Raw genomic sequence first — 21,974 nt, forward strand, 5'->3', positions numbered from 1 at the left:
CGGCGGATTTTAGCATTGTTGCCGAGCCGCAGCTATGAATCGGTGGTTTCGTCCGGTAATTGCTTGAGATCGTCCGCGCGGCGCAGCCTGTTACGCCGTTCCGTCCCGACCGTGAGGTTGTCGGCATTGTTCTCCAACTTGGGCTCGCTTTGCTGGTAGATTTGAAATTCGGTGACGGAATTTATCGTGGTCAGCGTCGGCTCCTTGTTCAAATAATCGTTAAGCCAGACCACCAGTAACGCGATTGCCAGGCTGGCCGCGCCGGCGATGCCGGCGTCCCGGCCGTAATCGGGTTTCACCGGCTTATCGGGCAGCGAGGCCCAATCCACGACGTCCAGTTGCGGATTGCTTTGCCGTTGTTTGACGTCGATTTCCACTAGACGTTGTTTGGTTTGTTGCAATAATTCCTCCAACTTAAGCAGTTCTTCCTGCATGGCTTTGTGTTTGGCGAATTGATTGGTGTATTCGGCGGCTTTTTGTTTATGCTCGGCCATTTGCTTTTGAATGGTCAATACGGTGCGGTGCGCCGCACCGTAGGCGTTTTCGGCCTCTTGCGTGGCATAGCTCGAGCCGGCTTGTTCTTTGCTTGCAATTTTTTCATCCAGCTCGGCCAATTGGGTTTTTAAATTGCGCAGGCTGGGGTGAAATTCGATGTATTCGTCGGTGTATTGGCTTCTTTGCGCTTCCAGGCGTTCGCGTAGGCGTTCGGCTTGCTGGGTTAACGCCGCCAGACTTTGCGAATCGGCTTCCGGCACCACGGCTTTGCCTTCCGCGACGGCGGCATGAATGGCGTCCAGCTTGGCCTTGGCTTTCGCTTCTTCTTCCAAGGCGGCGTTCAAGGAATTATTTAAACCTTGTAAGCGGGCGTGGGCCTCGTTATCGGTGCTCTCCAGGGAGAGGATGTCATGCTGCAAGCGGAACGATTCAATGTCCTGGCGTTTGTCGCGCACTTGTTGTTCCAGGCGAGTCAATTCCGATTTGATCGAGGTACTGGCTTTATCGGTGATTTCGGCAATGTAATCCGCGCGAATTTGTTGGTAGGTTTTGATCCAGGTATTTAAGGCCATTTGCAGGAATTGCGGATGACTGCCTTCAGCCGCTAATTGCACTAGATTGGTGTCCGCAACCGGTTTTACCTGGAACAGCTCTTTTAACTGGTTGATATTCGGATGCTCGATACCATCCTGCTGTTTTAGCGTCTCGGCGGTTTTTTCTAATACCGGCTGTCCGAGCAAGACCTGCTTTTGAATGTTGACATGCTCCAGATCCGCCTCTGCATGCGTTTGATCAATATCGGTTGCCGCAGTCGTCAATACCAAGGCTTGGCTTTCAAAAACCGCCGGCTGGAGAAAGACATAGGTTTCGGTAATCAGCAGCAAGGGCAGAAGTACCAGCAAAAATAGGGTCCGGCGCCGTAAACGGCGTGGCCAAGGCGTTGGATGGGAACGGTAAAAGTCGTCTCCGACGATCTGGAAATCATGGCGATAAGGAAACATCACGATTCTCTCCCTGGCGCTTAGTCCGCAGGTTATAGTTTTTGTTGTAATCCGCTTTGCGGAAAATTTTCTCAGCGATCCCTGCCGAGAAAATTTTTAACGCCCGGACCGAGTCTGTGCACGTCCGCTTCGGTCAAGGGCGATTAAACGACTGTCTGGTTTTGTTGTTGTCGCTACTGACTGCTAACTTCAGTGGGAATTTTGATTGCTCAAGACTTAATTGATAGCCCATTTTCAGGCTTTAGAGCTCAAGATCCGCGCTGGCTGGTCTGCTCTGGTGCCTAAACAGTCAATATCGGCGAGCTGCCAGTTTAAACCAATACAAAAATCAAGCAATTCTTAATTTGCCAACGGCTATAAAGGCTGGGCTTCAGTTTGAGGTTATGTCGGGTCAATAATCGAAGGCGCCAAAGGCGGTGACTTGAACCGAAAGCGATTGGCAAATCGGTTGTAGGCGTGTCACTCAAATCCGAGATATTAGGCCACGATAAAATCTGCTTCGCCTATACTAAAAAGCCAATTGGATTTGTGATCCGCCGCCGGTTTGCGGGCTTTTTGTTCGGACAAGATCGGGTGAACTAGGTATGCTGGCTAACTGGCGTCCGAGGCCTGTCGGACACAATTTTCCTTGATGCCGTTTTGGCGGCTATTTTTCAAATTTTTTGGATTTCTACAAATCCCCGATTGGATTGGTATGGCAGATAAAGAGGATGGAATACTCAGAATTCATGTATATGAGCTGAGAGTGGGTATGTGCGTAAGCCGTCTGGAAGCGCCGACGGCGGATTCACCTTTTTTATTGGATAGAATTGTGATTGAAAGTCATGCGGATATCCAAGCCATCCAGGCGATTTGTGATTATGTCTATATCGATGTCAAATACCAAAAGTCCTTCTCCGGGGCGATTCCCACCAGAAATACCGAAGCGCGTAAACATCTGAGCTTTGCGCGATCTTTTAACCAAACCGCCAATACCTTTCAACGCACCGGTAATTTAATTAAAACGGTGATGGACGATATTCGTTTTGGGAATCAATTTAGTGTCAGTGAGGTTAAACAAGCTGTTTCCGAGTGCGTCGATAAGGTATTGGAAAACCCCGATACGATGCTGTTGCTGACCCAAATTAAAGATCAGGATCAATATACTGCGCAACATAGTATGAATGTTTGCATATTGTCTATTCTGTTGGGTCGGGAGTTGAATTTTTCGATGGAAGACCTGAATAAAGTGGGTTTTTGCGGCTTGATGCACGATGTCGGTAAAATGAAAGTGCCGCTGGAAATCCTTAATAAACCCGGCTCTTTAGAAGACTATGAAATGGACATCATGCGTAAGCACACGCTCTACGGACGCAACGTGTTAATGTCGGCCCGTAATGTCTATCCCGGCGCTGTTGACGTTGCCTACGATCATCACGAACATTTGGCCGGTACCGGTTATCCCAGAGGTTTGAACAAAACCACGCTATCGATATTTACCAAGCTGGTAGCGGTGGTCGATACCTACGATGCCATCACCAGTGACCGGGTGTATCAGCGTGGTAAGCCGCATCTTATGGCGTTGGGAATTTTGGTAAAAGGGATGGGACAGCAATTTGAAGCTAATTATGTGACGCAATTTATCAATTGCATCGGATTTTATCCGCAGGGCAATTTAGTGGAATTAAGTAGTGGTGAAATCGGCTTAATAGTCGAGCAAAATAAGGCCGATAGGCTTAAGCCAAAAATATTGTTGATTCAAGATGGCAATAAAAACCCTATTGAAGAGAAGATACTCGATTTGTCCTTGAATATCGCCGATGCAAGCGGTAAACGCTATGGTGTCAAACAGGTGATACGGCCGCAGGATTGTGGTGTCGATTTAGCCAAGTATTATCAAGACGGCAAGTTTACGAAAGAATATGCGGTAGTTGGCTAAGGTTTTAGTTCTGTAAATAACATGCCTTGGATATTATTTTTTCAACATGGTTAAAAAAATTAATATTAACCAGCTCAGAAAAGGCATGTTTGTTTGCGGCACTGATCGGAAATGGATAGATACACCTTTCTTTCGAACTAAATTTCTGATTTCATCCGATAAACAAATTAATACTTTAAAAGAGTATTGCCAAACCGTTTCTATCGATACCGGCAAAGGTATCGACGTGGATAAGCCCGCTGAAACCGACATAATCGATTTCGGCAGCCCTGCGGCTGCGGAGATGCGCAGCTGCGCCGAGGAAAGCGATTCTGCTTACCCAGTGAATTGCATCGTCGAATTGCAGACCGATGAATTGGCGGTGGTGGTCCAGGAAAACTCACAATCGCCCTTGCAACCGTTAGTGAAGGTGATCACCAATCCGCAGAAACAACTGCTGTTTCATGAGCGCCTGCTTGATCTGGCCGATGAGCGGCAAAATCAGACCAAGATAATCAGGGTGTTGGCTAGTGACGAACCGATTGTCGAGTTACTGAAAATGTTTGTCGAACTGGAAAAAACTTAGCCGGCCATTTACTCAGGCGCGTTGTTGGGTTTTGCCGAATAGCTCGTTACTCAGGGCTATGACAGCACGCGGGTCGATTTCGGCAATCGAAAAATCGTTTTTATCCAGCTTGAACGGATTGACCGGTGAAGGCGACTTCAAGGCTTTATTGATGGCGGTTTGATAAATTCGACTGACCGGCGTTGGCCCGAACAAGGTAATCGACGGCCGGTTTAAACCCCAGGCCATATGCGTCGGCCCGGTATCGTTACCGATCACTAAATCGGCTCTGGCCAGCGCCGCTTTCAAATCATTGAGGCTTAATTGCGGTAATACCCGCGCCAGGCTGCGTTCTGCCAGCCATTGCGCCATCCAGTGCTCCTTCTCGTTGCCCCAACTGATCAGAAAATTAGCTTCCAGGCCGAAGATGACCTGTAGAAATTTTTCTAATGGGTAGTTACGGCTGGGCCAAGTCGAGCCGATGACCAGAATGATGTTGGGTTGATCGGCTAGAAAATATTCATCCAAGGCGGTTTGCGGCGGCTGAAAAAACAAAAATGGCTGCTTTGCCTGGATTTGCTCCGGTGTCACATTTAGACCCAGCGGCTGGGTCAGCACGGCGACATTGCGATCAATGGTGTTGGCGTCGTAAGGGTAGGCGACATGCCGGCTGTAAAAAAAAGCCGCCCATTTTTCCCGGATCGAGTCATGATCGAAACCCACACAATTGGCCGACAGCAAGCGCGCGACCACTGCGGACTTAATCAAACCTTGAGCATCCAGCACTAAGTCATAACCCTGCTCGGCATAAGTACGTATTTTGTTTATCTCGGCAAAGACACGCCATTTGTCGGTTTTCAGGGCTTTTAAATTCACACCCAAAATATTATCCAGGTGTGGATTGTCGGCCAGTACGCCGACGAAGCGTTCTTCAACTATCCAGTCGATTTGCGCCAGCGGTAAGGCGGCTTTGATGAATTGCAAGGCCGCCATCGCATGAACGATGTCGCCCAAAGCCGACAATTTGACGATGGCAATTTTCATCGCTCAGGCTTCCAACGCCGCCAGTACCTGTTCCGGCCTAATTTCCGTCAAACAGCGAGTATGGCCCAACGGACACTCACGCTTAAAGCACGGCGAACAATCCAGGTTTAAATCCAGAATCTTCGCCTCGGGATGTAGCGGCGGGGTAAAGCCGGGGTCGGAAGAGCCATAAACCGCGATCAGTTTTTTATCCAGTGCTGCAGCGACGTGCATCAGGCCGGAATCGTTGCTGACGACCGCGTCAGCCAAGGACAACAAGTCCACCGCATCCGCCAGCGAGGTAATACCGGCGAAGTTACGGCAAATGCCGCCCGATAGGTCATTGATTTGTTCCGCAACGGCTTTGTCTTTGTCGGAACCGAATAACCAGACTTGCCAGCCTTGTTCTTCAATTTGCCTTGCTATGGCGGCGTAATGCTGGCTCGGCCAGCGCTTGGCCGGACCGTATTCCGCGCCGGGACACAGGGCCAGGATTTTACTGACAATAGGGCGCAACTCTTCCGAGCCCTCAAGCAGAGAGCTGGGGTGGGGGATTTCGATTAAATCCGCGCCGGTGATCTCGAATTTTTTGCAGACGCTTAATTGTTGCTCGATTGTGATCGCCAGCTTCGGAACCGGGTAAGTTGGTGGCTGCGGCGCCTCTTTCGGCAAACCCAGCGCCACGAAACGTTGCACGGTCATGGTCAGCACAGTCTTATCCAAGGTGTGCACATCGTTCAATAGGCCGCGGCGCAGTTCGCCGAGAAAGCCGGTGCGTTTGGGGATATGCGCAAAGAACGGGATAACGGCCGATTTCCACGAGTTGGGCAGCACAATCGCCTGATCGTAATGCTGGCTTTGCAATTCCCGGCCTATGCGGATTCGCCCCCGCAAATCAAACTGTCCGTGGCCCAACGGCATCGTCAGGCCTTTGTGCACTTCCGGCATACGCTCCAATAGAGGTAAGGACCACGCCGGGGCCAGCACGTCGATCAGGCAGTCGGGATGTTGTTGCTTTAGGGTGATGAACAGGCTTTGCGCCATCACCATGTCGCCGACCCAGGACGGGCCGACGACCAGGATTTTATAAGCTTGTTCCGTCACTTAAGAAACGAGCGTCAGCCATTCCTTATGGTCGGCGCGGCGGCCTTGCACGTAGTCGAAATACAGGGCTTGCAGTTTTTCGGTGACGGGGCCGCGGCTGCCGGAACCGATGTCGCGGTTGTCGTATTGGCGAATCGGCGTGACTTCGGCGGCGGAGCCGGTGAAGAATGCTTCGTCTGCCACATACACTTCGTCGCGGGTGATACGTTTTTCGATCACTTCGTAGCCTTGTTCGCGGGCGATGGTGATCAGGGTATCGCGGGTGATGCCTTCTAAGGCTGAGGTAGTTTCCGGCGTGTAAATTTTGCCATTACGGACGATGAACAAGTTTTCGCCGCTGCCTTCCGCGCAAAAACCTTCGTGGTCCAGCAGCAAGGCTTCGTCGTAACCGGTGGACAAGGCTTCTTGCAGGGCCAAGATGGAATTGATGTAGTTGCCGTTGGCCTTGGCTTTGCACATGGTGCTGTTGACGTGGTTGCGGGTGTACGACGAGGTCCGGATGCGGATGCCTTTTTCCATGTTTTCCGCGCCCAGATAGGCGCCCCAAGTCCAGGCCGCGACCATGACGTGGACTTTCAGGTTATCGGCGCGCAAGCCCATGCCTTCGGAGCCGAAGAACACCATGCTGCGGATATAAGCGCTGTCCAGATTGTTTTTGGCGACGGCGTCGCGATGCGCCTGATTAATCTCTTCCTTGGAAAACGGCATTTTCATGTTCATGATATGCGCGGAGCGGAACAGACGGTCGGTATGCTCGGCCAGTTTGAAAATCGCGGTGCCGGCATCGGTTTTATAAGCGCGCAAACCTTCGAAGACGCCACAGCCGTAATGCAGGGTATGAGTCAAGACGTGGACTTTTGCATCGCGCCAATCAACCCATTTTCCGTCTAGCCAAATCAACCCGTCTCTATCATCCATCGTTGCCATTATCTGAACCTGTTTTGTTTAGTGATTATTGCTGCGCCGCGTCGGCTTAAAATTGACGGAAATTGTACTATAAAGCGCTCTCCGGCAATACCGGCTGCGCAGAAGTCCTGATTTTGGCGTGAGACTGCGTTTGGCAGGCCCAAGATGGATTGTGGACACCGGTGAAATAATTCACTGATTCCACGTGGCATAGGCTACCGACGGCAAGCGCTGTTTGCGATAAATTAAACTCAGCGTCAATTTTTAGAAGTTGCCTAAGGTTGGGAAAATCTTACTGCCATGATTTTTAAAGGCTTTTGTTAGTTGGCGTCACTTATGCTGGTCATTTAGTAGTCAAATCGGCAGATTCGGGAGAGCGTCATGGAAACAAGCAATGAAGTCAACGAAATCAGCACCCTGCGTATCGTGTTTATCGAAACGTTAAGCAGGCAGTTTATCGCCATTACCGGTTGCGGCATTTATGTATACCTCAATCCGCTGACGATTAACGAATTGTTCAACCGCTATTTAAGCAGCAGCGTGCCTATCAATGTATTTGCCAGGCAATGCGTCAGAAATATAGTGGCTTAACTTTGCGCAGCCGACCCGGACGACTAGAGTCGTCCAGGACGTCTTTTAGCCAAATAGCGTCGTCAGGCTTTGGCAAAGCGCCGGCGTGAGCCGAAGAGTACCGCCAACAACAGAAACGCCAAAGCCGCTTGTCCGGCAATCAAGCTTAGACACGCAGCCGGATTTACCGGATGCGCAAAGGCAAAGCGCGGTTGGTCGTGACTAAGTTCATCGCTCCACGCGCTATCGCTCATGATCTTGGGGACGAAATAGTCGCGCCATTGATCTTCAAAGTAATTCACCGCCTTAATATACTCGGCATAGCGCGGCGCATCGATGCCGGCCAGCCTATCGGCCATTTGCACAGCTGCCAGCGCCGGCGACAGCCAAGACCACGCTTCCAAAAACTCGAATTGCGCCTGGCGGGCGCTGTCGAAGCGGGACATCACCGGTCTGATCTGTTGATCCAGAACCAATCCGGCCGGCAGACCGGCGATTTCGCGCGGTAACTCTTTGCCCGTTTGCGGCATCGTCAGGTCGGGATGATCGCTATACCACTGCGCCAGCAGCGCTTGGCGTTGTTGATTGTTTTGCTCCTGGAACTGGCGGATGGCGATGATGCTATCCAGCCGGGAAGGCATCGGTGCATGTTGGTCGGCTGCCCAGGTCAGCAAGGCCGGGCCGGCAAAGGTCAGTATCAACCAGACGCCAAGCATGCCGATGGCCGCCGCCCCTGAGGAGAAGGGCAGCAGCAGAAACAAGCCGGCGATGCCAAACCACACCAGTGTGTATATGCCTGCGAACACCAGCCAATAAGCCAGTGTATCCGCGCTAAATTCGGGATCGAGCAATAGCGCCAACAGCGAACTGTTGAAAACCACCAGTACCACCACGCCATAGCGCACGCTCAACGCCGCACACACCAAGCGCCAGGGTGCCGACATTTGCGTGCAGACTAAACGCCAGACTCCGCTCTCCTGGTCTTCCTGCACCAGGCCGTAGCTCAAGGCAATCACCATCAGCGGCGTTAGTAGCGCGAACACGGTGGCAAAATCCAGCATGCCCAACTCATGCAGCATCGGGTTGAACAACTGATCGCTGTTACGGCCGTCGGTGTGGCGGCTGCGAGTGGAGATTTTGATGCCGGTACTTAAAAAATCCAGTTGCCGCACGCTCAAGGCCAAACCGCTCAGGGCCGGCAGCCGCAAAGGCGGCGCGGCGGCGCTGGCGGCGCTGGCGGCAAATGCATTGGCTTTGGGGGTGTGGTCCGCCGCTTTCGGGGCGTCATGCATCTCCGCTTGATTGGACATCGCGTTGACGGTCTGCGGGGCTGCGGTGCCGTGTTGACGGAATTCGCGCGCAGCCAAACCCGACCAAACGGCGCTAGCCAGCATCACCAGCAGAAACAAACCTGTCACCCACAGATTTAAGCTGTTGCGTTTAAAACGCAGCCATTCGATGGCGATTAACTGCATCATGGCACCAGCCTCCGAGCGGAAAGACTCAATAAGCCCACCGATAAACCCAACCACAGCAATAGCACTAGTAGATCTAGCTCGGCGGTGCGCAAGGCAAAGCCGATGTCCGGGGCTTGATAGCTAAAGTCCGCCACGCTACGCCAATCGGCCTCAGCGCCGGTGGCCTTGCGCTCCGTGCCGCGGCTACGCTCGCGATCCCAGTCTTCGGTCAGGTTGATAAAATAGTGCCGATATTGTTCGGCGGCGTCTTCAAAATGCCGTTGATGGCTCAAATCCATACCGGCCAAGGTCATGGATAAAGACCGTAGCGCTAGGCTCGGGCCCAGCCAGGACCCCAGATGGCTCAAGTGTTGTTGCTTAATAAAATTGTCGCGCAAGGCGTCGAAATGCAGGGCATGGACCTTAACGGAATAAGCATCGTTGTGCTGACGATTTAAGGACACGAAACCGACCGGCAAATCTTCCTTGCGGGACACCCCGTACTGCGTCAACACTTGTGCTTCGAAGGCTTTGGCGCGTTGCTCGTGGTCGCCGTCGTGGTCCAGGCCGTGGTCAATGTCGTCCTTGATCTCACGCCAAAACTCGCTGGCGCTGGGGTTGGGTGCCAACATTTCCGCAGTCACTGCGCCGAGGCGCGGGGTGATAAACACGCTGGCTAGCCAAAAGCCCAGCAGGCAAAACAAGGTGGTACGGCTGGTGCTAAAAGACGCGGAAGCGGCGATGGCGACTGCGGCGAAGATGCCGTAGTACAGATTTAACAGCAGCAGCAACACCAGCAGGCGCAGCACGTCATCCAGGGTAAACGCGAAGTTGCCTAGCAGTATCACGGCTGCTACCAACAGCGCCGGTGCCAAGACCAGAGCAAATGCGCTTAACAAGCCCAGCAATTTGCCGAACAACAACTCGCCGGCGTTCACCCCCACACTGTGCAACATCCGCAAGGTGCCGGATTCGCGCTCCTGGCTGACCGCATTAAAGGTCAAGGCCACGATCAACAGCGGTAACAGCGCAGTCAGCACGAAACTGGTCGTGGCTTGACCGAAACGGCCGGCCAGCACTTGATCCGCCGCCGGGCTGAAGCGAGTGAGGTTGCGTTTATGCGGTTCCAGCCATAAAGACTGGCCGATATAAGGTCGCAAGCCCGGATCCAGCGCCGCCACCGGCGTGTCCGGCTTGAACACGTAGATGCCGTAATGCGCGGCGGAGTGCGGATTTTTCACGCTCTGCGTATTCCACTGTTCCTTGGCGGTGGTGCCGACGCGGTGTTTCTCCGCGCGCAATTGCTGCAATTCGTAGGCTGATGCCAGGAAAAAACCAACAAACAGTAGCAAGAGGGCGATGCCCAAGGTCAGCAAGCGGCCGTCGCGCAGTGTGGCGAGAAATTCTTTGCGGATGATGGTTTTGATCATGCCAAGCCCCGGGCATGCGCCAGATATTTTTGCTCCAGTTCGTCGTGTTGCACGGTGTGGGCGTCGAATTCTTCTACCAGTCGGCCGCTTTTCATGATGCCGATGCGGTCGGCGACTTGCTTGGCGTTGAACAAATCATGGGTGGCCATCAACACCGCCATGCCTTGATCGGCGGCGGCGCGGATGCGTTGGGCAAAGTCGTTGGCCGCGCTCGGGTCCAGGCCGGAGGTCGGCTCGTCCAGCAACATGGCTTTGGCCTGTTTCGCCGAGGCAATCGCCAAGCCCACTTTTTGCCGCATGCCTTTGGAATACGCCGCCACCCGTTTACCGTGAGCATCCGCTTGCAGGCCGCTGTCCAGTAACAAACGACGGGCTTGCTCGTCATGCAAACGAATATTCGCCAGCGCGCAGAAATAAGTCAGATTTTCCAAGCCGCTCATTACCTCGTACAGCGCGACGTTTTCCGGTAAATAGGCCAGTTTCGTCCGCACCAGATCGGGATTGGCGTGCGGCGATTCGCCTTCGATCAGCACCTGTCCGCTACTGGGCTGGTTGAAGGTCAAAAACGTGCTGATGGTTGTCGACTTGCCGGCGCCATTGCCACCCAGCAGCGCGTAAACGCAGCCCTTGGGGATGTGTAAATTTAAATTATCGACCGCACGGTGTTGTCGGTACTCGACAACCAGGTTGCGGGCGGCCAATACGGGGGACTCAGCGTTCATATAAGGTATTTGGATTAAGGTGAATGATCTGCGACGGTCAGCCGGATGGCCTGCCGCCGCGCCCGGCATGTTCAGTATTTTAACGATAGACTGGCGTAATGGGGGCGTTGTACTAACGGGATATTTTCCTGGATATACTGATCCAGGGTATTGTTGATAGCCGATGACGCAGTGTTTTGTTCTGGTGAAGAAGACCTCTGCAACCGTAAAGCGATAGGTTTTGGCGAATTAGTAACGGAAATTCCAGCGGTAATAGCTCGTTCTCAGAGAACGAAAAAGCCGATTGGTACTCGGCGTCTGAGAGCCCGAGTCGGAGGCCTGTTTGTCAAGCCAATTGCGCGCTATTTGATTTGTTTATGAATCGATAGTAAATGATCGTTATCGACCCCTATGTGTAGTTGCAAACTATGTGTAGCTTGTTGATCTTTATTGCCAGAGAGGCCGAGCGCGATTGGGTTTGAGCCGAGATGCTTTAGCCGTAGCTTGAGATAGTTTTACCTGTTTCCTGAAGTGGAATCTCACCCACCTCAGGAAATAATATTGTACGTTGACCATCACGCCGTTAGTTGTCTACTGGATAGCACACTGGCACCCCACGTTGATGCATTCATGCTGCATCTGTTTGATTGCCACTATGCATCCAATACCATCGATAACTACCTTGCCGGACTGACGCATTTTGCTCACTGGCTCACCGAGAGCCATATTGATGTCAAATCCATCGACGAAAGGCTCATCCAGCGTTTCCTGGATGAGCATCGGCCGAGCTGTTGCTGCGAGAAACCGGCATTCTCGGATTCCAAAGACTGACATGCGGCACTGGGACATTTACTGAGAATCCTACGCGCCAATGCCATCATCGCCGATCCATCGATAGGCCATACGCCGGTTGATGAGGAGCTTCGACGATTCAATGACCACATGTATAACGTGCGTGGACTCGCTGCCAGAACACGTAAACAGTATCTTGCCATCGTTTGCAGTTTGTTATTGGCACAGTTTGCCGATCGCGACGTGGTGATTGATGCGATCAAGCCAAACCAGATACGCCAGTTCATAGCCAGCCAAAGCACGCGATGTCATAAAGCGGTTAGTATCGGCGCTACGGTTTCGGCATTACGCGGTTATTTTCGCTATCGCGCCACCCTGGGCGATGCCGTCTATCATTTGATCGGCGTCACCAGTTTTCCGGCCAACTGGCAACAAGCCTCACTCCCGAAGACACTGACCAAAAACGAAGTCGAACGCTTGCTAGGCGCACTTACCCATGATGGCCCGGCGGCACTCAGAACGGCGGCCGTTGTGCATTGCTCAGATAATCCGTGTATAACTCTAATTCTGCTTTTTTCATCCTCTCAGAATATCGTAGTTCAGCGTGGGCTGCGTAACATCAGATCCTAACCTATACATTTCGTTCGGCAATCGCAGCGTGATCGCGCTTGGTATCATAGGTGCCATAACCACTGACGGAGTTGATCCGTGCGTCCTGAGGAATCTGGTTAAGAATCCCAATACTTGTGCGTCACCGATACGATTCCACGTGACTTCAAAGGCTCGAATTTCCAGTGTTTCGGCGTCGATTCCCAGATGAACCTTACGCCATTGTCGACGATACTCGGCGCCTTGTTTCTTGTGTTTTCCACTCACCTTCGCCCAGCATTTTCAAGCCTGTGCTGTCGACCAGTAAATGCAAGCCGTTCGGATTAGCCCGATAGGCAGTGCACACCAGCAAACGCTGCTGGTCACAACACAGCGTTGAGTAATATGGCGTCGGCCAATCCGGGTAGGATAACTTCAATAATTTTTTCCGCCAAGCCGGTGACTTGCCGTAATGCCAACCAGAATAGGTTCTTAACCATCAGGTAAAAGTGAATGGTAGCGTCGGAAAATTTCCTTGCCCGACCTCGTTTATCACTAGCAGGCGAAACCCAATCCATGTTCTTATCAACCCAAAACAGCATTGAGACAAGCTGTTTCAAGGATCAGTTTTAGTCTCGCCAATTGGTGGTTCTATAGGTTTTGGCTTGTGGTTTGGGCATTTCGGCTCGCTTACATTGAATTTCCCTACACCATGGGGGACTATAATCAATTTATGCAACAAAGCCGATCTGAAGAGAAAAGCGCCGTTGCAGGCTATACCAGATTTTCTGGAGGGGATTATAATGTTAATCTGTCCTTGGCCAGGAGCTTGGATAGAATAGGACGGCTGCTGAATTTTAGTGCAGCTTATCTAAAACAATTTGTCTGAGCATGCGAATGATAGCTTCAATAGAATTAATAACCGGCGGCACACGGGGACTAACAAATGACGCTAAGATTGTAAAAACCACCCTTGGCGAAAAGTTCGAAGTTAATGTAAATGTGTCTCGCGAAAGAAACTTACATTCGCTTCACAAAAGATTTTTAATAGCTTGCAATCTATTAACTCCTGCAAGTGATCGACTTTTCATATATTTTCAGATTTTGCCGACTGCTTGGCTAAAGCTATCCGAAAATAATATTTTTATCCCTAATCAGGAGTTTGTCAGGGAAGAAACGATAGCAAATCTGGAAAAATGTCATCAGATCTGGTGCAAAACCAAATATGCCCATAAAATATTTCAGAATCGCGGACTCGACTCCCGGTACATCGGCTTTTCTTCGGAAGACATGTACCTGCCGCAGATTGAAAAAGATTTCAGAAAATTTATTCATGTTGCCGGCCGCAGCCACCTAAAAGGAACAAGGATGTTGCTCGAATTATGGGTCAAAAATCCAAATTGGCCCATGCTGAATATAATAACTAGCCAGAGTTACTTTAAAGACAATTTCAAGGCCGATAACATAAATTATCTAAGCGATTTACCCGATACTGCTTTACGGCAGCTAATGAATAAGTGCGGAATCCATCTTTGTCCCTCCGAGACCGAGGGCTTCGGTCATTACATAAACGAAGCAATGTCGACTAAAGCCCTGATTATTACCGTGGACGCACCGCCAATGAACGAGCTGGTACCTCCTGGGCAAGGTTTACTTGCAAAATATTCGCGCGAAGAAATCATGAGTTTAAGTCAGCGATTTTTTGTTGATAAAAACGACCTTCAGAGTCAGATTATCGCTGCGATAGACATGAATCAGGAAGAAAAAGCCGGGATCGGTGAGCTGGCTCGTCAGAGTTTTTTAGCCAGAAAAGTGGAGTTTTCAATGCTACTAAATTTGCAGGTTAACGATTTCCTACAGAAAAAAGTTGGATAGCAATAAAAACCCCATATCGCTGGGGACGTTAAGTGCCTAGCAAAAAGTCAACATGTATTGAGAGCCAAATTCGCGCCCAATTTCGTCAATGGCTTGCTCCAGTTCATCCGGTGTAAATGTCTTGAAAGGCAACCATTCATATTTCATTTTGTGCCACAGTAATTCAATGCGGTTGAGCTCCGGACTATAAGGTGGCAAGAAATAAAATCGCATGCCTTTCTCTTCCAACAAATCCCAATAATGTTTCAGTTTTTTGGCGGTGTGAATGGATGCATTATCCAAAATCACCATCAAGGGTTTGCTGATGCGTTCGATCAAAGCCATCAGGAAACCAAAGAACCACAGACCATTTACGCTGTGCCATAGATGGGCCAGCAGTAGTCGACCCGATGAAAGCAGCGCCCCCATGACATTCATGCGTTGAGCAAGTTTGGCGATAATGGCATGCACTGCGCCGCATTTCGTCCAAGCCTGCAAAACGGAGTGCAAATATCACGTTGTGTTTATTCCGAAGTGCCGTCGCCGAACGCTGTATAGGGCGTTGCGCAAGCATTTGGGCGAGGTGTTCCGAAGGCTAGCAAGTCAAAAAGAAAGCCGAATATTGGAAGGGCATTTGATGCCGGATCATTTGCATATGTTGATATCGATTCCGCCGAAATATGCGGTGTCGCAGGTTATTGGCTACATCAAAGGGAAGAGTGCGATTCACTTGGCCCGTGTTTATGGTGAAAAGAAGCGTAACTTTGTCGGTCAACATTTCTGGGCGCGAGGGTATTTTGTTTCAACAGTGGGTCGAGACGAAACGATGATACGGGAATATATCCGGCATCAAGAACAGGAAGACCAACGAATCGAACAAATGAACCTTTGGCAATGAGTCGCCGCCTGTTGGTGGCTAATGACAAAGGGCCGCGTCAGCGACCCTATTTACCGCTTTGAGCGGTTCACAACATAAAGCCCCCGGCTTTGCCGGGGGATATTTACTTAAGTTGCTCCTCAAGCCCTAGACGAAAACTCGCCGGTTTCGGTGTTGACCTTGATCATCTCGCCGGATTCTATATATTCGGGGACTTGTACTTCCAGGCCGGTACTGAGTTTGGCGGTTTTGGTGCGTTTGGTGGCGCTGGAGCCTTTCATGGATGGCGGGGTTTCGACGATTTGCAGCGTAATGGTGGTTGGTAACTGGATACCTAGCGCGGCGTCGTCCATCAACAGCATGATGATGCCTTCCAGGCCGTCGGTCAGATATAGGGTTTGGCCTTCCAGGTCGTCAGCCGCCAGCGCGTATTGATCGTAAGTTTCGCTGTTCATGAAATAGTAGGTGTCGCCGTCCTGGTAGGAAAACTGCACGTTGCAACGTGAACAATCGGCGGCTTTCAGCATGTCGTCACTTTTGAAGGTTTCGTCCAGTTTTTGCCGGGTTTTCATGTGAGTGAAACGGACTTTGTATAGCGTGGTGGCGCCGCGCGAGGTAGGGTTGCGCACGTCGATGTGTTTCACCACATACGGCTCGCCGTTGATTTCGATGGCGGTTCCCTGTTTTAGTTCGTTGGCTTTCGGCACGGCTTAATCCTCGTTAAATGTTTGATTTGAAATAAATTGCCACTGGCCGTTTACTAGGCCGGACAGCGGTTGATAATCGATTTTGTAGCGCATTTTACGACAGTCTTTGATCCAGTAGCCCAGATAAACGTAGGGCAGGCCCATTTGCTTGGCGGTTTCGATTTGCCACAATACCGCGTAAACGCCGGGGCTATGGTCGGCAAAATCCGGGTCGAAAAAGGTATATACCGCCGATAGCCCGTCGGCTACCACATCGACCACCGCGACCGCCGCCAATTGGCCGCCGATTAAAAACTCCACAAACAGCGTGTCGCACCAGCTGCTGCCGAGGAATTTGATGTAGTCATCGGGCGTGGTTTCGGTGTCTTCACCAGGTTTGTCGTGACGGGCACTTAGATAACGCTGATAAAGCCGGAAATGCCGCGGGTCGAACTCGGCGTTTTTGACGACTACCCGGGTTTGCGCATTGCGCTTGATACAGCGCTTTTGTTTACGGTCAGCTTGGAATAAGGCCACCGGCAGCCGCGTCGGCACGCAAGCCTGGCAGGCTTCGCAATAGGGTTTGTAGACATGGTTGCCACTACGCCGGAAGCCCTGGGCTATCAATTGCGAGTAAAGTGGCGTATCCATTTTCACCGACGGATGTACGAAGCCGGAACGTGCCAGATGATCGTCCAGATAGCCGCAGGCGTGGCCGCTGTCCAGCCAGAGCGGGATGGAGTTCATGCTTGCCAAGCGTCGGGTGTCGGTGCTTGATCGCAGAGCCGGTCCAGCAGCTCCACGAAGCGGCTGCGGCGGATTTCCGCCGCCCCCAGGCTGAGTAAGTGTTCGCTGCTGACCTGGCAATCGATGACTTGATAACCCCAGGCGCTAAGCTGCTGCACCAGATGCACAAACACCACTTTGGAGGCATCGGTTTTACGATGGAACATCGATTCGCCGAAAAAGACCTGGCCGATGGCAATGCCGTACAGGCCGCCTACCAACTGGCCGTCCTGCCAAGCTTCGCAGCTGTGTGCGATACCCAGGTGGTGTAGTGTGGTATAGGCTTGGCGGATGTCGTCGGTAATCCAGGTGCCACCTTCGTCGCGACGCGGCGCCGCACACGCATCGATTACTTGACGAAAGGCGCTGTCGTAACGAATCTCAAACAATTGTTTGCGCAGGGTTTTCGCCAGGCTGCGAGAAATATTCAGTTGTTCCGGAAACAATACCAAACGCGGGTCGGGCGACCACCACAGAATAGGCTCGCCGGGATTGAACCAGGGAAATACCCCGTGCCGGTAGGCATTGACGATGCGCTGTGGCGACAGGCAACCGCCAAAGGCCAGTAAGCCGTTGGGTTGTTTCAAGGCCTTATGCAGTGGCGGAAAGGCTTGGTGCGGATGATCCGGGTCGAGCAGGGTGAGTTGCATAGGAGGCGCGTGATGTCCGGGTTGGCGCTGGTTTGTTCAGTAAGCTAGCTTACCAAGGTTTGTAGGCTGCCGACCAGACTGTTGATAACGGTGCGTAGACACAAAATTTCGCACGTCCAACTCAAGATGCATCCATTTTGTATCCAAAGCCGCGCACGGTTTTCAGCAATTTCAGCTCGTAATCGTCGTCTATCTTCCGCCGCAGCTGGCGAATATAAACATCCACCACATTGGTCAGCGGATCGGCACTATAGCCCCAGACTTGTTCCAGAATACGTGTGCGGCTCAATACTTTACCCGGCATACGCATAAAGCATTCCAGCAAGGCAAACTCCTTGGGGGTTAACTCGATAACGTTATTGCCACGTCTTACCTCGTGAGTTTCGCCATTAAGTACCAGGTCTTCGATACGCAATTCTTTGTCGTCCTGCTTCACTTCGCCGCCGCGCCGCCTGAGTAAAACTTCGATACGGGCCAGCAATTCTTCAAAGGCGAACGGCTTGGTCATATAGTCGTCGGCACCGGAGCGCAGGCCGGCTACTTTGTCTTGTACGGTATCGCGCGCGGTCAGCATCAAAATCGGGGTGTCGATGCCGTTGCTGCGCAAGCGTTCGCAAATCTGCCGGCCGTTCATGTCCGGCAGGCCCAAGTCTAGAATGATCACCTGAAAGCTGCCTTCGGTACCCAAGGCAATGGCCTCTTGCCCGCTACGGGCCACCTCCACGGCATAGCCCTCGGCTTTTAAGCCGCGTTGCACGAAATCGATGATACGCTCGTCGTCTTCAACCATCAGTACCCGCATATAGCCTATTCCCGTCAGAGTATTGGTTGTCATGTATTTATCATTCATATGAAAATCCGTCCTATGCTACCGTAAGCAGGGGTAGTGTAACCGTAAATGTCGATCCGGCGTTTTCGACGCTACGTACCGCGATTTGCCCGCCGTGGGCTTGCAGGATGGATTTGGCCATCGGCAAACCCAGGCCGGAGCCGTCGTCTCGGGAATGCTGGGCATTGCTGCTGCGGAAGTGGCGCTCGAAAATTCGATCCAGATCCTCGGAGGGTATGCCTATGCCCTGATCGGTCAGGCTGAAACAGGCCTGTTTACCGTCGCGCCATAACGCCACGGCGATATGCCCGAGCGGTTTGGAATAGCGGCAGGCATTTTCGCCCAGAATGAACAGCACTTGCCGTAACCGTTGCTTATCGCCGCGCACCCATAGCGGCCCGGACGGCGCGTCCAGGCTGACGGAAATCGAATATTCTTGCGCCATCACTTGAAAATCCTCGACGCTGCTGGCTACCAAATCCGCCAAATCCACTTTATTCCATTCGAATTGCAGATTGGCCGTGTCGGCGCGGGCCAGAAACAGTAAATCGTTCACGTATTTACCCAACTGCATCGACAGCTCGACGATGCGTTGCAATGCGTCTTTGTATTCTTCGGCATCGCGGTCCTGGCCGCGCAACGTCACTTCCGCTTCGCCGCGAATCACCGTGATCGGCGTGCGCAGTTCGTGGCTGATGTCCGCCAAAAACTCACGGCGGGCATTATCCATGCGCTTTAATTCTTCGTTCAATAGATTAAGCTCAAAGGTCCGCTCGGTCACTCGCTCTTCCAACACGGCGCGGCCTTCGCGTAGTTTATCTTGTTGAACTTCCAGTTCCTTGGCCATTTGATTGAAGTGGCTGGCCAGATAGGCAAATTCGTCGCGGCTGTCCAAAGCGATGCGGTAATCCAGGTTGCCGGAGGCGATTTCGTCCGTGCCTTTCATTAGCGCTTCGATAGGTTTTTTAAACGCGCGCAGCAACATGATGCCGGCTACCAAGCTGAATAACGCCGCGGTTAACGAGGCCAGAATCGCCGTCCAGCGCGACTTTTCCACCAACATTTCCAACTCGCGCTTGGCTTTTTGGGCTTTTTCCCGTTCGGCGTTGATGGCGGCGTCGATCAGGGGTTGGAATTTACCGTCGATTTCCTCTTCAGTGAACTTGGCTAAAGCCTGGACGGCGGTAGTCAGCTTACCTTGCAAGCGCAGCCGCTCCACTTCTTCGAAGCGATATTCGCTGGCTTCCAGGAAAGCGGTGAGATGGGCGACTTTCTCCAATTCCGCGGGCTTATTGGTCCATTCTTCGCTGGCGCTGTCTGTGTCCGGCGCTTTGACGGCGGTGTCGCGCAGGGTTTGCATGGCCTCGTAAAGACGGCGTTTGGAAGATTCCACGCCGGTTTCCGAATTGGGGTTGGCGGTGATCAGCCGGTCCATGCGTTGCTTGAAATGGCGATAAGCTTCCTGCGAAAGCTGTTCGTAATCGTCGAAGGTTTCGTAGGCGGTTTGGCTGTGTTGAAAATAGCGCGCTACTTCGTCGGCGCCCCAATACAAGGCAATGCCCAAACTCAACACAAAGCAGAAAGAAACAACAATGACTATCGCCAAGCGAAACCGAAACATTGGCCCTATTTGCCTTCGCTAGTCTCGTCCAGTTGCTTTTCCATCGACCGGATGGCTTCCAGTTTCTCGCGCAGCAGTCTTGATTCTTCTTTCTTGGAGCCGGCGGCGTCTTTCGTTTCCAGCACGTTTTGCACGGTTTTGTGTTTGCGTTCCAATGAGCCGAGTTTTCTTGATGCGCTGTTGATGCGTTTTAATGCTTCGGTGTGAATGGCAACCAGGTGGCGCATCCGTTCGTCGCTCAGGCCTGCGGGCGGAATGCCGGCAATTTCATCGAGAATTTTGGGAATGTCGCCACAGGCATCTGACAATAGGCGGCCTACCATCAAATGCAGTAACACGCCAATCTCGGGCTCGTCTTTTTGGCGCTTCATCAAAGACCGGCATGTCTCGGTGCGGCTCGCCGTGGTCATGTTGGCCAGATTGTTGCCAAAATCCAGCAACTCGTCTATGTCCGAATGCACCACCGGCGCACTGTAAACGGTTGGAAAATGTTCCTTGACGCTGGAATCCATCTCGGCGCAGCCGCTGATTGCCAACAATGATGCGATCAGTGCCAATACGCGCATGAATTGTGCCTGCATGTTGCTTAATTCTCCCCGGTTAACGGAATCTGAACCCTGATGCGGGCTCCTTGTTGGTCTTGACGGGCATCGATGACTTCCACTTTGCCTTGATGATTGGCGACGTATTCCTTGACGATGGCCAAGCCCAGGCCGGGGCCGTCGCCGGTATCGCCGGCCTTGCCGCGATAAAACGGCTCGAAGATATGATCGCGTTCGTCGATGGCGATACCGGGGCCTTCGTCTTCCACTTCCAGTTCCATCAAAGTACCGGCGTCGCGTAATATGACGCGAATTTCACCGCCTTCCGGCGAAAATTTCACGGCATTGGTCAGCAATTGTTCGATGATTGCCCGCAATTGTTCGGGAATGCCGGCAATTTCCACCGGCCTTGCCAGCATGCGGATAGCGATGGCTTTACTGCTTAAAACCGGTTGAAAATCGTCAACGACGGTTTCCAGCAAATCTTTGATGTTTACGCTTTCCTTGCGATTGATGTCGGGCAGGGAATTGATCCGACTGTAGCGCAGTAATTCCTCGGATACGGCGCTTAACTTTTCGATATTGGCGCATAAATGCAAAACAGTGGCTTGCCGCTTGCTGTTGGGGTCGTAGTCGGTTTCGCCGGCCAGCAATTCGGCATCCTGACGCAGGCTTGCCAAGGGCAGTTCTATCTCGCGGGCGACGTTTTGCATAAATTGTTGCTTGGACACTTCCAGTTCCAGTAAGCGAGTGCGCAGCCACTCCAAACGGTTGCCCAGGTAACGTAAATCCGACGGGCCGTTCACCAGAATCGGTTCGGCCAGCTCGCCCGCGCCCAAACGGCGGATCGAAAGATCAAGTTGCCGCATCGAACGCGACAATACGACCAACAGAACGGCAATCACACCGAACGAAATCGCCAGTAATACTGCGCCTTTGACCAACAGGCCATGCTCCAGCGATTCCGACAATTGGTGCAGTTCGTTGAATTCGTGATCGACGTGGTTTTCAAACTCGCGCGACAGGGTGGCGGCAGATTCGCGCAAGCCCTGGAAAGCCTCGTCTATCGGTAATTCCAGATTATTCTCGTCATCCGAGCCGATGATTTGCTGGTAAATCAGGTTTTCTTTTTCGGATAATTCATTGACCAGCAGTGCGATTTTGTTATCGACGTGCAGTTTTAGTAAATCACCCAAAGCCTGTTTAAACGAGGCCCGCACGGTTTCGTAGGATTGCCGTTCGTAGGGTTGGCGCAGCGTCGGGTCGGACAGCAACACAAACAGTTTGGCCTTGCGCTCTATATCGGAGGCTTTTTGTAAAACCAGGCGGATGGTTTTGGTTTGTTCGAAAACATGCGTGTTGACGGTGCGGCCCAGCGCCGAGGTCTCGCGCATGCCAAAAGCAGCGTACATCACGGCCAGAAACAGCGGAATCACCGCAATGACAAAGCCCAGAATGATCAGGGACTTTAACGATAAAAAATTTTTAAATTTCATCCTTGTGCGAGAAGCAATAAATCACTCCATAGTATAGTTGAAACGGTATCCTAAAAATTGGCCCTAAATCCTTCACAAACGGCATTGCCCAGCGGCCATAAGGC

The 21,974-nt window shown here is 52.0% G+C and carries 22 protein-coding genes and 1 pseudogene; 7 read left to right on the forward strand and 16 right to left on the reverse strand.

What is annotated here, in order from left to right:
- Positions 1-32: 32 nt before the first annotated feature.
- On the reverse strand, positions 33-1,499 hold the full coding sequence (locus ACWAU0_RS11110; protein ID WP_458139153.1) for a GumC family protein: 1,467 nt from the start codon (positions 1,497-1,499) through the stop codon (positions 33-35).
- A 691-nt stretch (positions 1,500-2,190) separates the two neighbouring features.
- Between ACWAU0_RS11110 and ACWAU0_RS11115 the strand changes: the two genes are divergently transcribed.
- Positions 2,191-3,414: an HD-GYP domain-containing protein gene (locus ACWAU0_RS11115; RefSeq protein ID WP_205451302.1), complete on the forward strand. Its 1,224-nt coding sequence runs from the start codon at positions 2,191-2,193 to the stop codon at positions 3,412-3,414.
- A 46-nt stretch (positions 3,415-3,460) separates the two neighbouring features.
- The gene (locus tag ACWAU0_RS11120) at positions 3,461-3,979 is read left to right on the forward strand and encodes a DUF3391 domain-containing protein (RefSeq protein ID WP_458139154.1); all 519 of its coding nucleotides are present in this window, start codon (positions 3,461-3,463) and stop codon (positions 3,977-3,979) included.
- A 12-nt stretch (positions 3,980-3,991) separates the two neighbouring features.
- Here ACWAU0_RS11120 and waaC read toward each other — a convergent pair whose 3' ends face one another.
- Genes waaC through ACWAU0_RS11135 form a run of 3 tightly spaced genes read right to left on the reverse strand, consistent with a single transcriptional unit; the run spans position 3,992 to position 7,012 of the window.
- The gene (gene waaC / locus ACWAU0_RS11125; RefSeq protein WP_458139155.1) at positions 3,992-5,002 is read right to left on the reverse strand and encodes a lipopolysaccharide heptosyltransferase I; all 1,011 of its coding nucleotides are present in this window, start codon (positions 5,000-5,002) and stop codon (positions 3,992-3,994) included.
- A 3-nt stretch (positions 5,003-5,005) separates the two neighbouring features.
- Complete coding sequence (gene waaF / locus ACWAU0_RS11130) at positions 5,006-6,031, reverse strand: lipopolysaccharide heptosyltransferase II (protein ID WP_458139222.1); 1,026 nt, start codon at positions 6,029-6,031, stop codon at positions 5,006-5,008.
- A 54-nt stretch (positions 6,032-6,085) separates the two neighbouring features.
- A complete protein-coding gene (locus ACWAU0_RS11135) occupies positions 6,086-7,012 on the reverse strand; it encodes a branched-chain amino acid transaminase (protein ID WP_415879082.1) in 927 nt (308 codons plus the stop codon).
- A 360-nt stretch (positions 7,013-7,372) separates the two neighbouring features.
- Here ACWAU0_RS11135 and ACWAU0_RS11140 point away from each other — a divergent pair, with 360 nt between their 5' ends.
- Positions 7,373-7,582, forward strand: coding sequence for a hypothetical protein (locus ACWAU0_RS11140; RefSeq protein WP_033159049.1), 210 nt, complete (start codon positions 7,373-7,375; stop codon positions 7,580-7,582).
- A gap of 62 nt (positions 7,583-7,644) precedes the next feature.
- Here the strand turns inward: ACWAU0_RS11140 and ACWAU0_RS11145 are convergent, their stop codons facing one another.
- From ACWAU0_RS11145 to ACWAU0_RS11155, 3 genes are read right to left on the reverse strand one after another with little or no spacing between them, the layout of a single operon-like run.
- Complete coding sequence (locus ACWAU0_RS11145) at positions 7,645-9,039, reverse strand: DUF3526 domain-containing protein (RefSeq protein ID WP_458139156.1); 1,395 nt, start codon at positions 9,037-9,039, stop codon at positions 7,645-7,647.
- On the reverse strand, positions 9,036-10,448 hold the full coding sequence (locus ACWAU0_RS11150; protein WP_458139157.1) for a DUF3526 domain-containing protein: 1,413 nt from the start codon (positions 10,446-10,448) through the stop codon (positions 9,036-9,038). Before ACWAU0_RS11150 ends, ACWAU0_RS11145 begins: the two co-directional genes overlap by 4 nt.
- Positions 10,445-11,170, reverse strand: a complete 726-nt coding sequence (locus tag ACWAU0_RS11155; protein ID WP_458139158.1) for an ABC transporter ATP-binding protein — start codon at positions 11,168-11,170, stop codon at positions 10,445-10,447. Before ACWAU0_RS11155 ends, ACWAU0_RS11150 begins: the two co-directional genes overlap by 4 nt.
- 540 nt (positions 11,171-11,710) lie before the next feature.
- Here ACWAU0_RS11155 and ACWAU0_RS11160 point away from each other — a divergent pair.
- Positions 11,711-11,980, forward strand: a complete 270-nt coding sequence (locus ACWAU0_RS11160) for a site-specific integrase (protein ID WP_458139159.1) — start codon at positions 11,711-11,713, stop codon at positions 11,978-11,980.
- A gap of 63 nt (positions 11,981-12,043) precedes the next feature.
- Positions 12,044-12,571 (forward strand): site-specific integrase, encoded by a 528-nt coding sequence (locus ACWAU0_RS11165; RefSeq protein ID WP_458139223.1) that lies wholly within the window; start codon positions 12,044-12,046, stop codon positions 12,569-12,571.
- A 10-nt stretch (positions 12,572-12,581) separates the two neighbouring features.
- On the opposite strand, the pseudogene ACWAU0_RS11170 reads toward ACWAU0_RS11165, so the two are convergent.
- Positions 12,582-13,149: pseudogene (locus ACWAU0_RS11170) on the reverse strand (IS5 family transposase); the annotation flags it as partial.
- Positions 13,150-13,426: 277 nt separating this feature from the next.
- On the opposite strand from ACWAU0_RS11170, the gene ACWAU0_RS11175 reads away from it, so the two are divergent.
- Positions 13,427-14,404, forward strand: coding sequence for a glycosyltransferase (locus tag ACWAU0_RS11175; RefSeq protein WP_458139160.1), 978 nt, complete (start codon positions 13,427-13,429; stop codon positions 14,402-14,404).
- Between the two features lie 36 nt (positions 14,405-14,440).
- Here ACWAU0_RS11175 and ACWAU0_RS11180 read toward each other — a convergent pair whose 3' ends face one another.
- Positions 14,441-14,893 carry a transposase gene (locus ACWAU0_RS11180; protein ID WP_458139161.1) on the reverse strand — a complete coding sequence of 151 codons (453 nt, stop codon included), beginning with the start codon at positions 14,891-14,893 and terminating at the stop codon, positions 14,441-14,443.
- On the opposite strand from ACWAU0_RS11180, the gene tnpA reads away from it, so the two are divergent.
- Entirely contained in the window at positions 14,844-15,281 is a 438-nt protein-coding gene (gene tnpA / locus ACWAU0_RS11185) for an IS200/IS605 family transposase (RefSeq protein ID WP_458139162.1), read from the forward strand. The two genes, ACWAU0_RS11180 and tnpA, sit on opposite strands and share 50 nt — an antisense overlap.
- A 119-nt stretch (positions 15,282-15,400) precedes the next feature.
- Here tnpA and efpL read toward each other — a convergent pair whose 3' ends face one another.
- The 7 genes from efpL to ACWAU0_RS11220 all read right to left on the reverse strand — a co-directional run bounded on the left by efpL (position 15,401) and on the right by ACWAU0_RS11220 (position 21,870).
- Positions 15,401-15,967, reverse strand: a complete 567-nt coding sequence (efpL, locus tag ACWAU0_RS11190) for an elongation factor P-like protein EfpL (protein WP_033159245.1) — start codon at positions 15,965-15,967, stop codon at positions 15,401-15,403.
- A 3-nt stretch (positions 15,968-15,970) separates the two neighbouring features.
- On the reverse strand, positions 15,971-16,693 hold the full coding sequence (locus ACWAU0_RS11195; RefSeq protein ID WP_458139163.1) for an arginyltransferase: 723 nt from the start codon (positions 16,691-16,693) through the stop codon (positions 15,971-15,973).
- Positions 16,690-17,382: a leucyl/phenylalanyl-tRNA--protein transferase gene (gene aat, locus ACWAU0_RS11200; protein WP_458139164.1), complete on the reverse strand. Its 693-nt coding sequence runs from the start codon at positions 17,380-17,382 to the stop codon at positions 16,690-16,692. The genes ACWAU0_RS11195 and aat overlap by 4 nt, the downstream gene beginning before the upstream one ends.
- Before the next feature lie 121 nt (positions 17,383-17,503).
- Positions 17,504-18,232 (reverse strand): response regulator transcription factor, encoded by a 729-nt coding sequence (locus ACWAU0_RS11205; RefSeq protein WP_523070789.1) that lies wholly within the window; start codon positions 18,230-18,232, stop codon positions 17,504-17,506.
- A 13-nt stretch (positions 18,233-18,245) separates the two neighbouring features.
- Entirely contained in the window at positions 18,246-19,832 is a 1,587-nt protein-coding gene (locus ACWAU0_RS11210) for a sensor histidine kinase (protein WP_458139166.1), read from the reverse strand.
- A 5-nt stretch (positions 19,833-19,837) separates the two neighbouring features.
- Entirely contained in the window at positions 19,838-20,413 is a 576-nt protein-coding gene (locus ACWAU0_RS11215; RefSeq protein ID WP_458139167.1) for a hypothetical protein, read from the reverse strand.
- Positions 20,414-20,418: 5 nt separating this feature from the next.
- On the reverse strand, positions 20,419-21,870 hold the full coding sequence (locus tag ACWAU0_RS11220) for a sensor histidine kinase (RefSeq protein ID WP_458139168.1): 1,452 nt from the start codon (positions 21,868-21,870) through the stop codon (positions 20,419-20,421).
- Between the last annotated feature and the right edge of the window lie 104 nt (positions 21,871-21,974).

The sequence above is a fragment of the Methylomonas sp. Uni0009 genome (genome assembly GCF_054188105.3).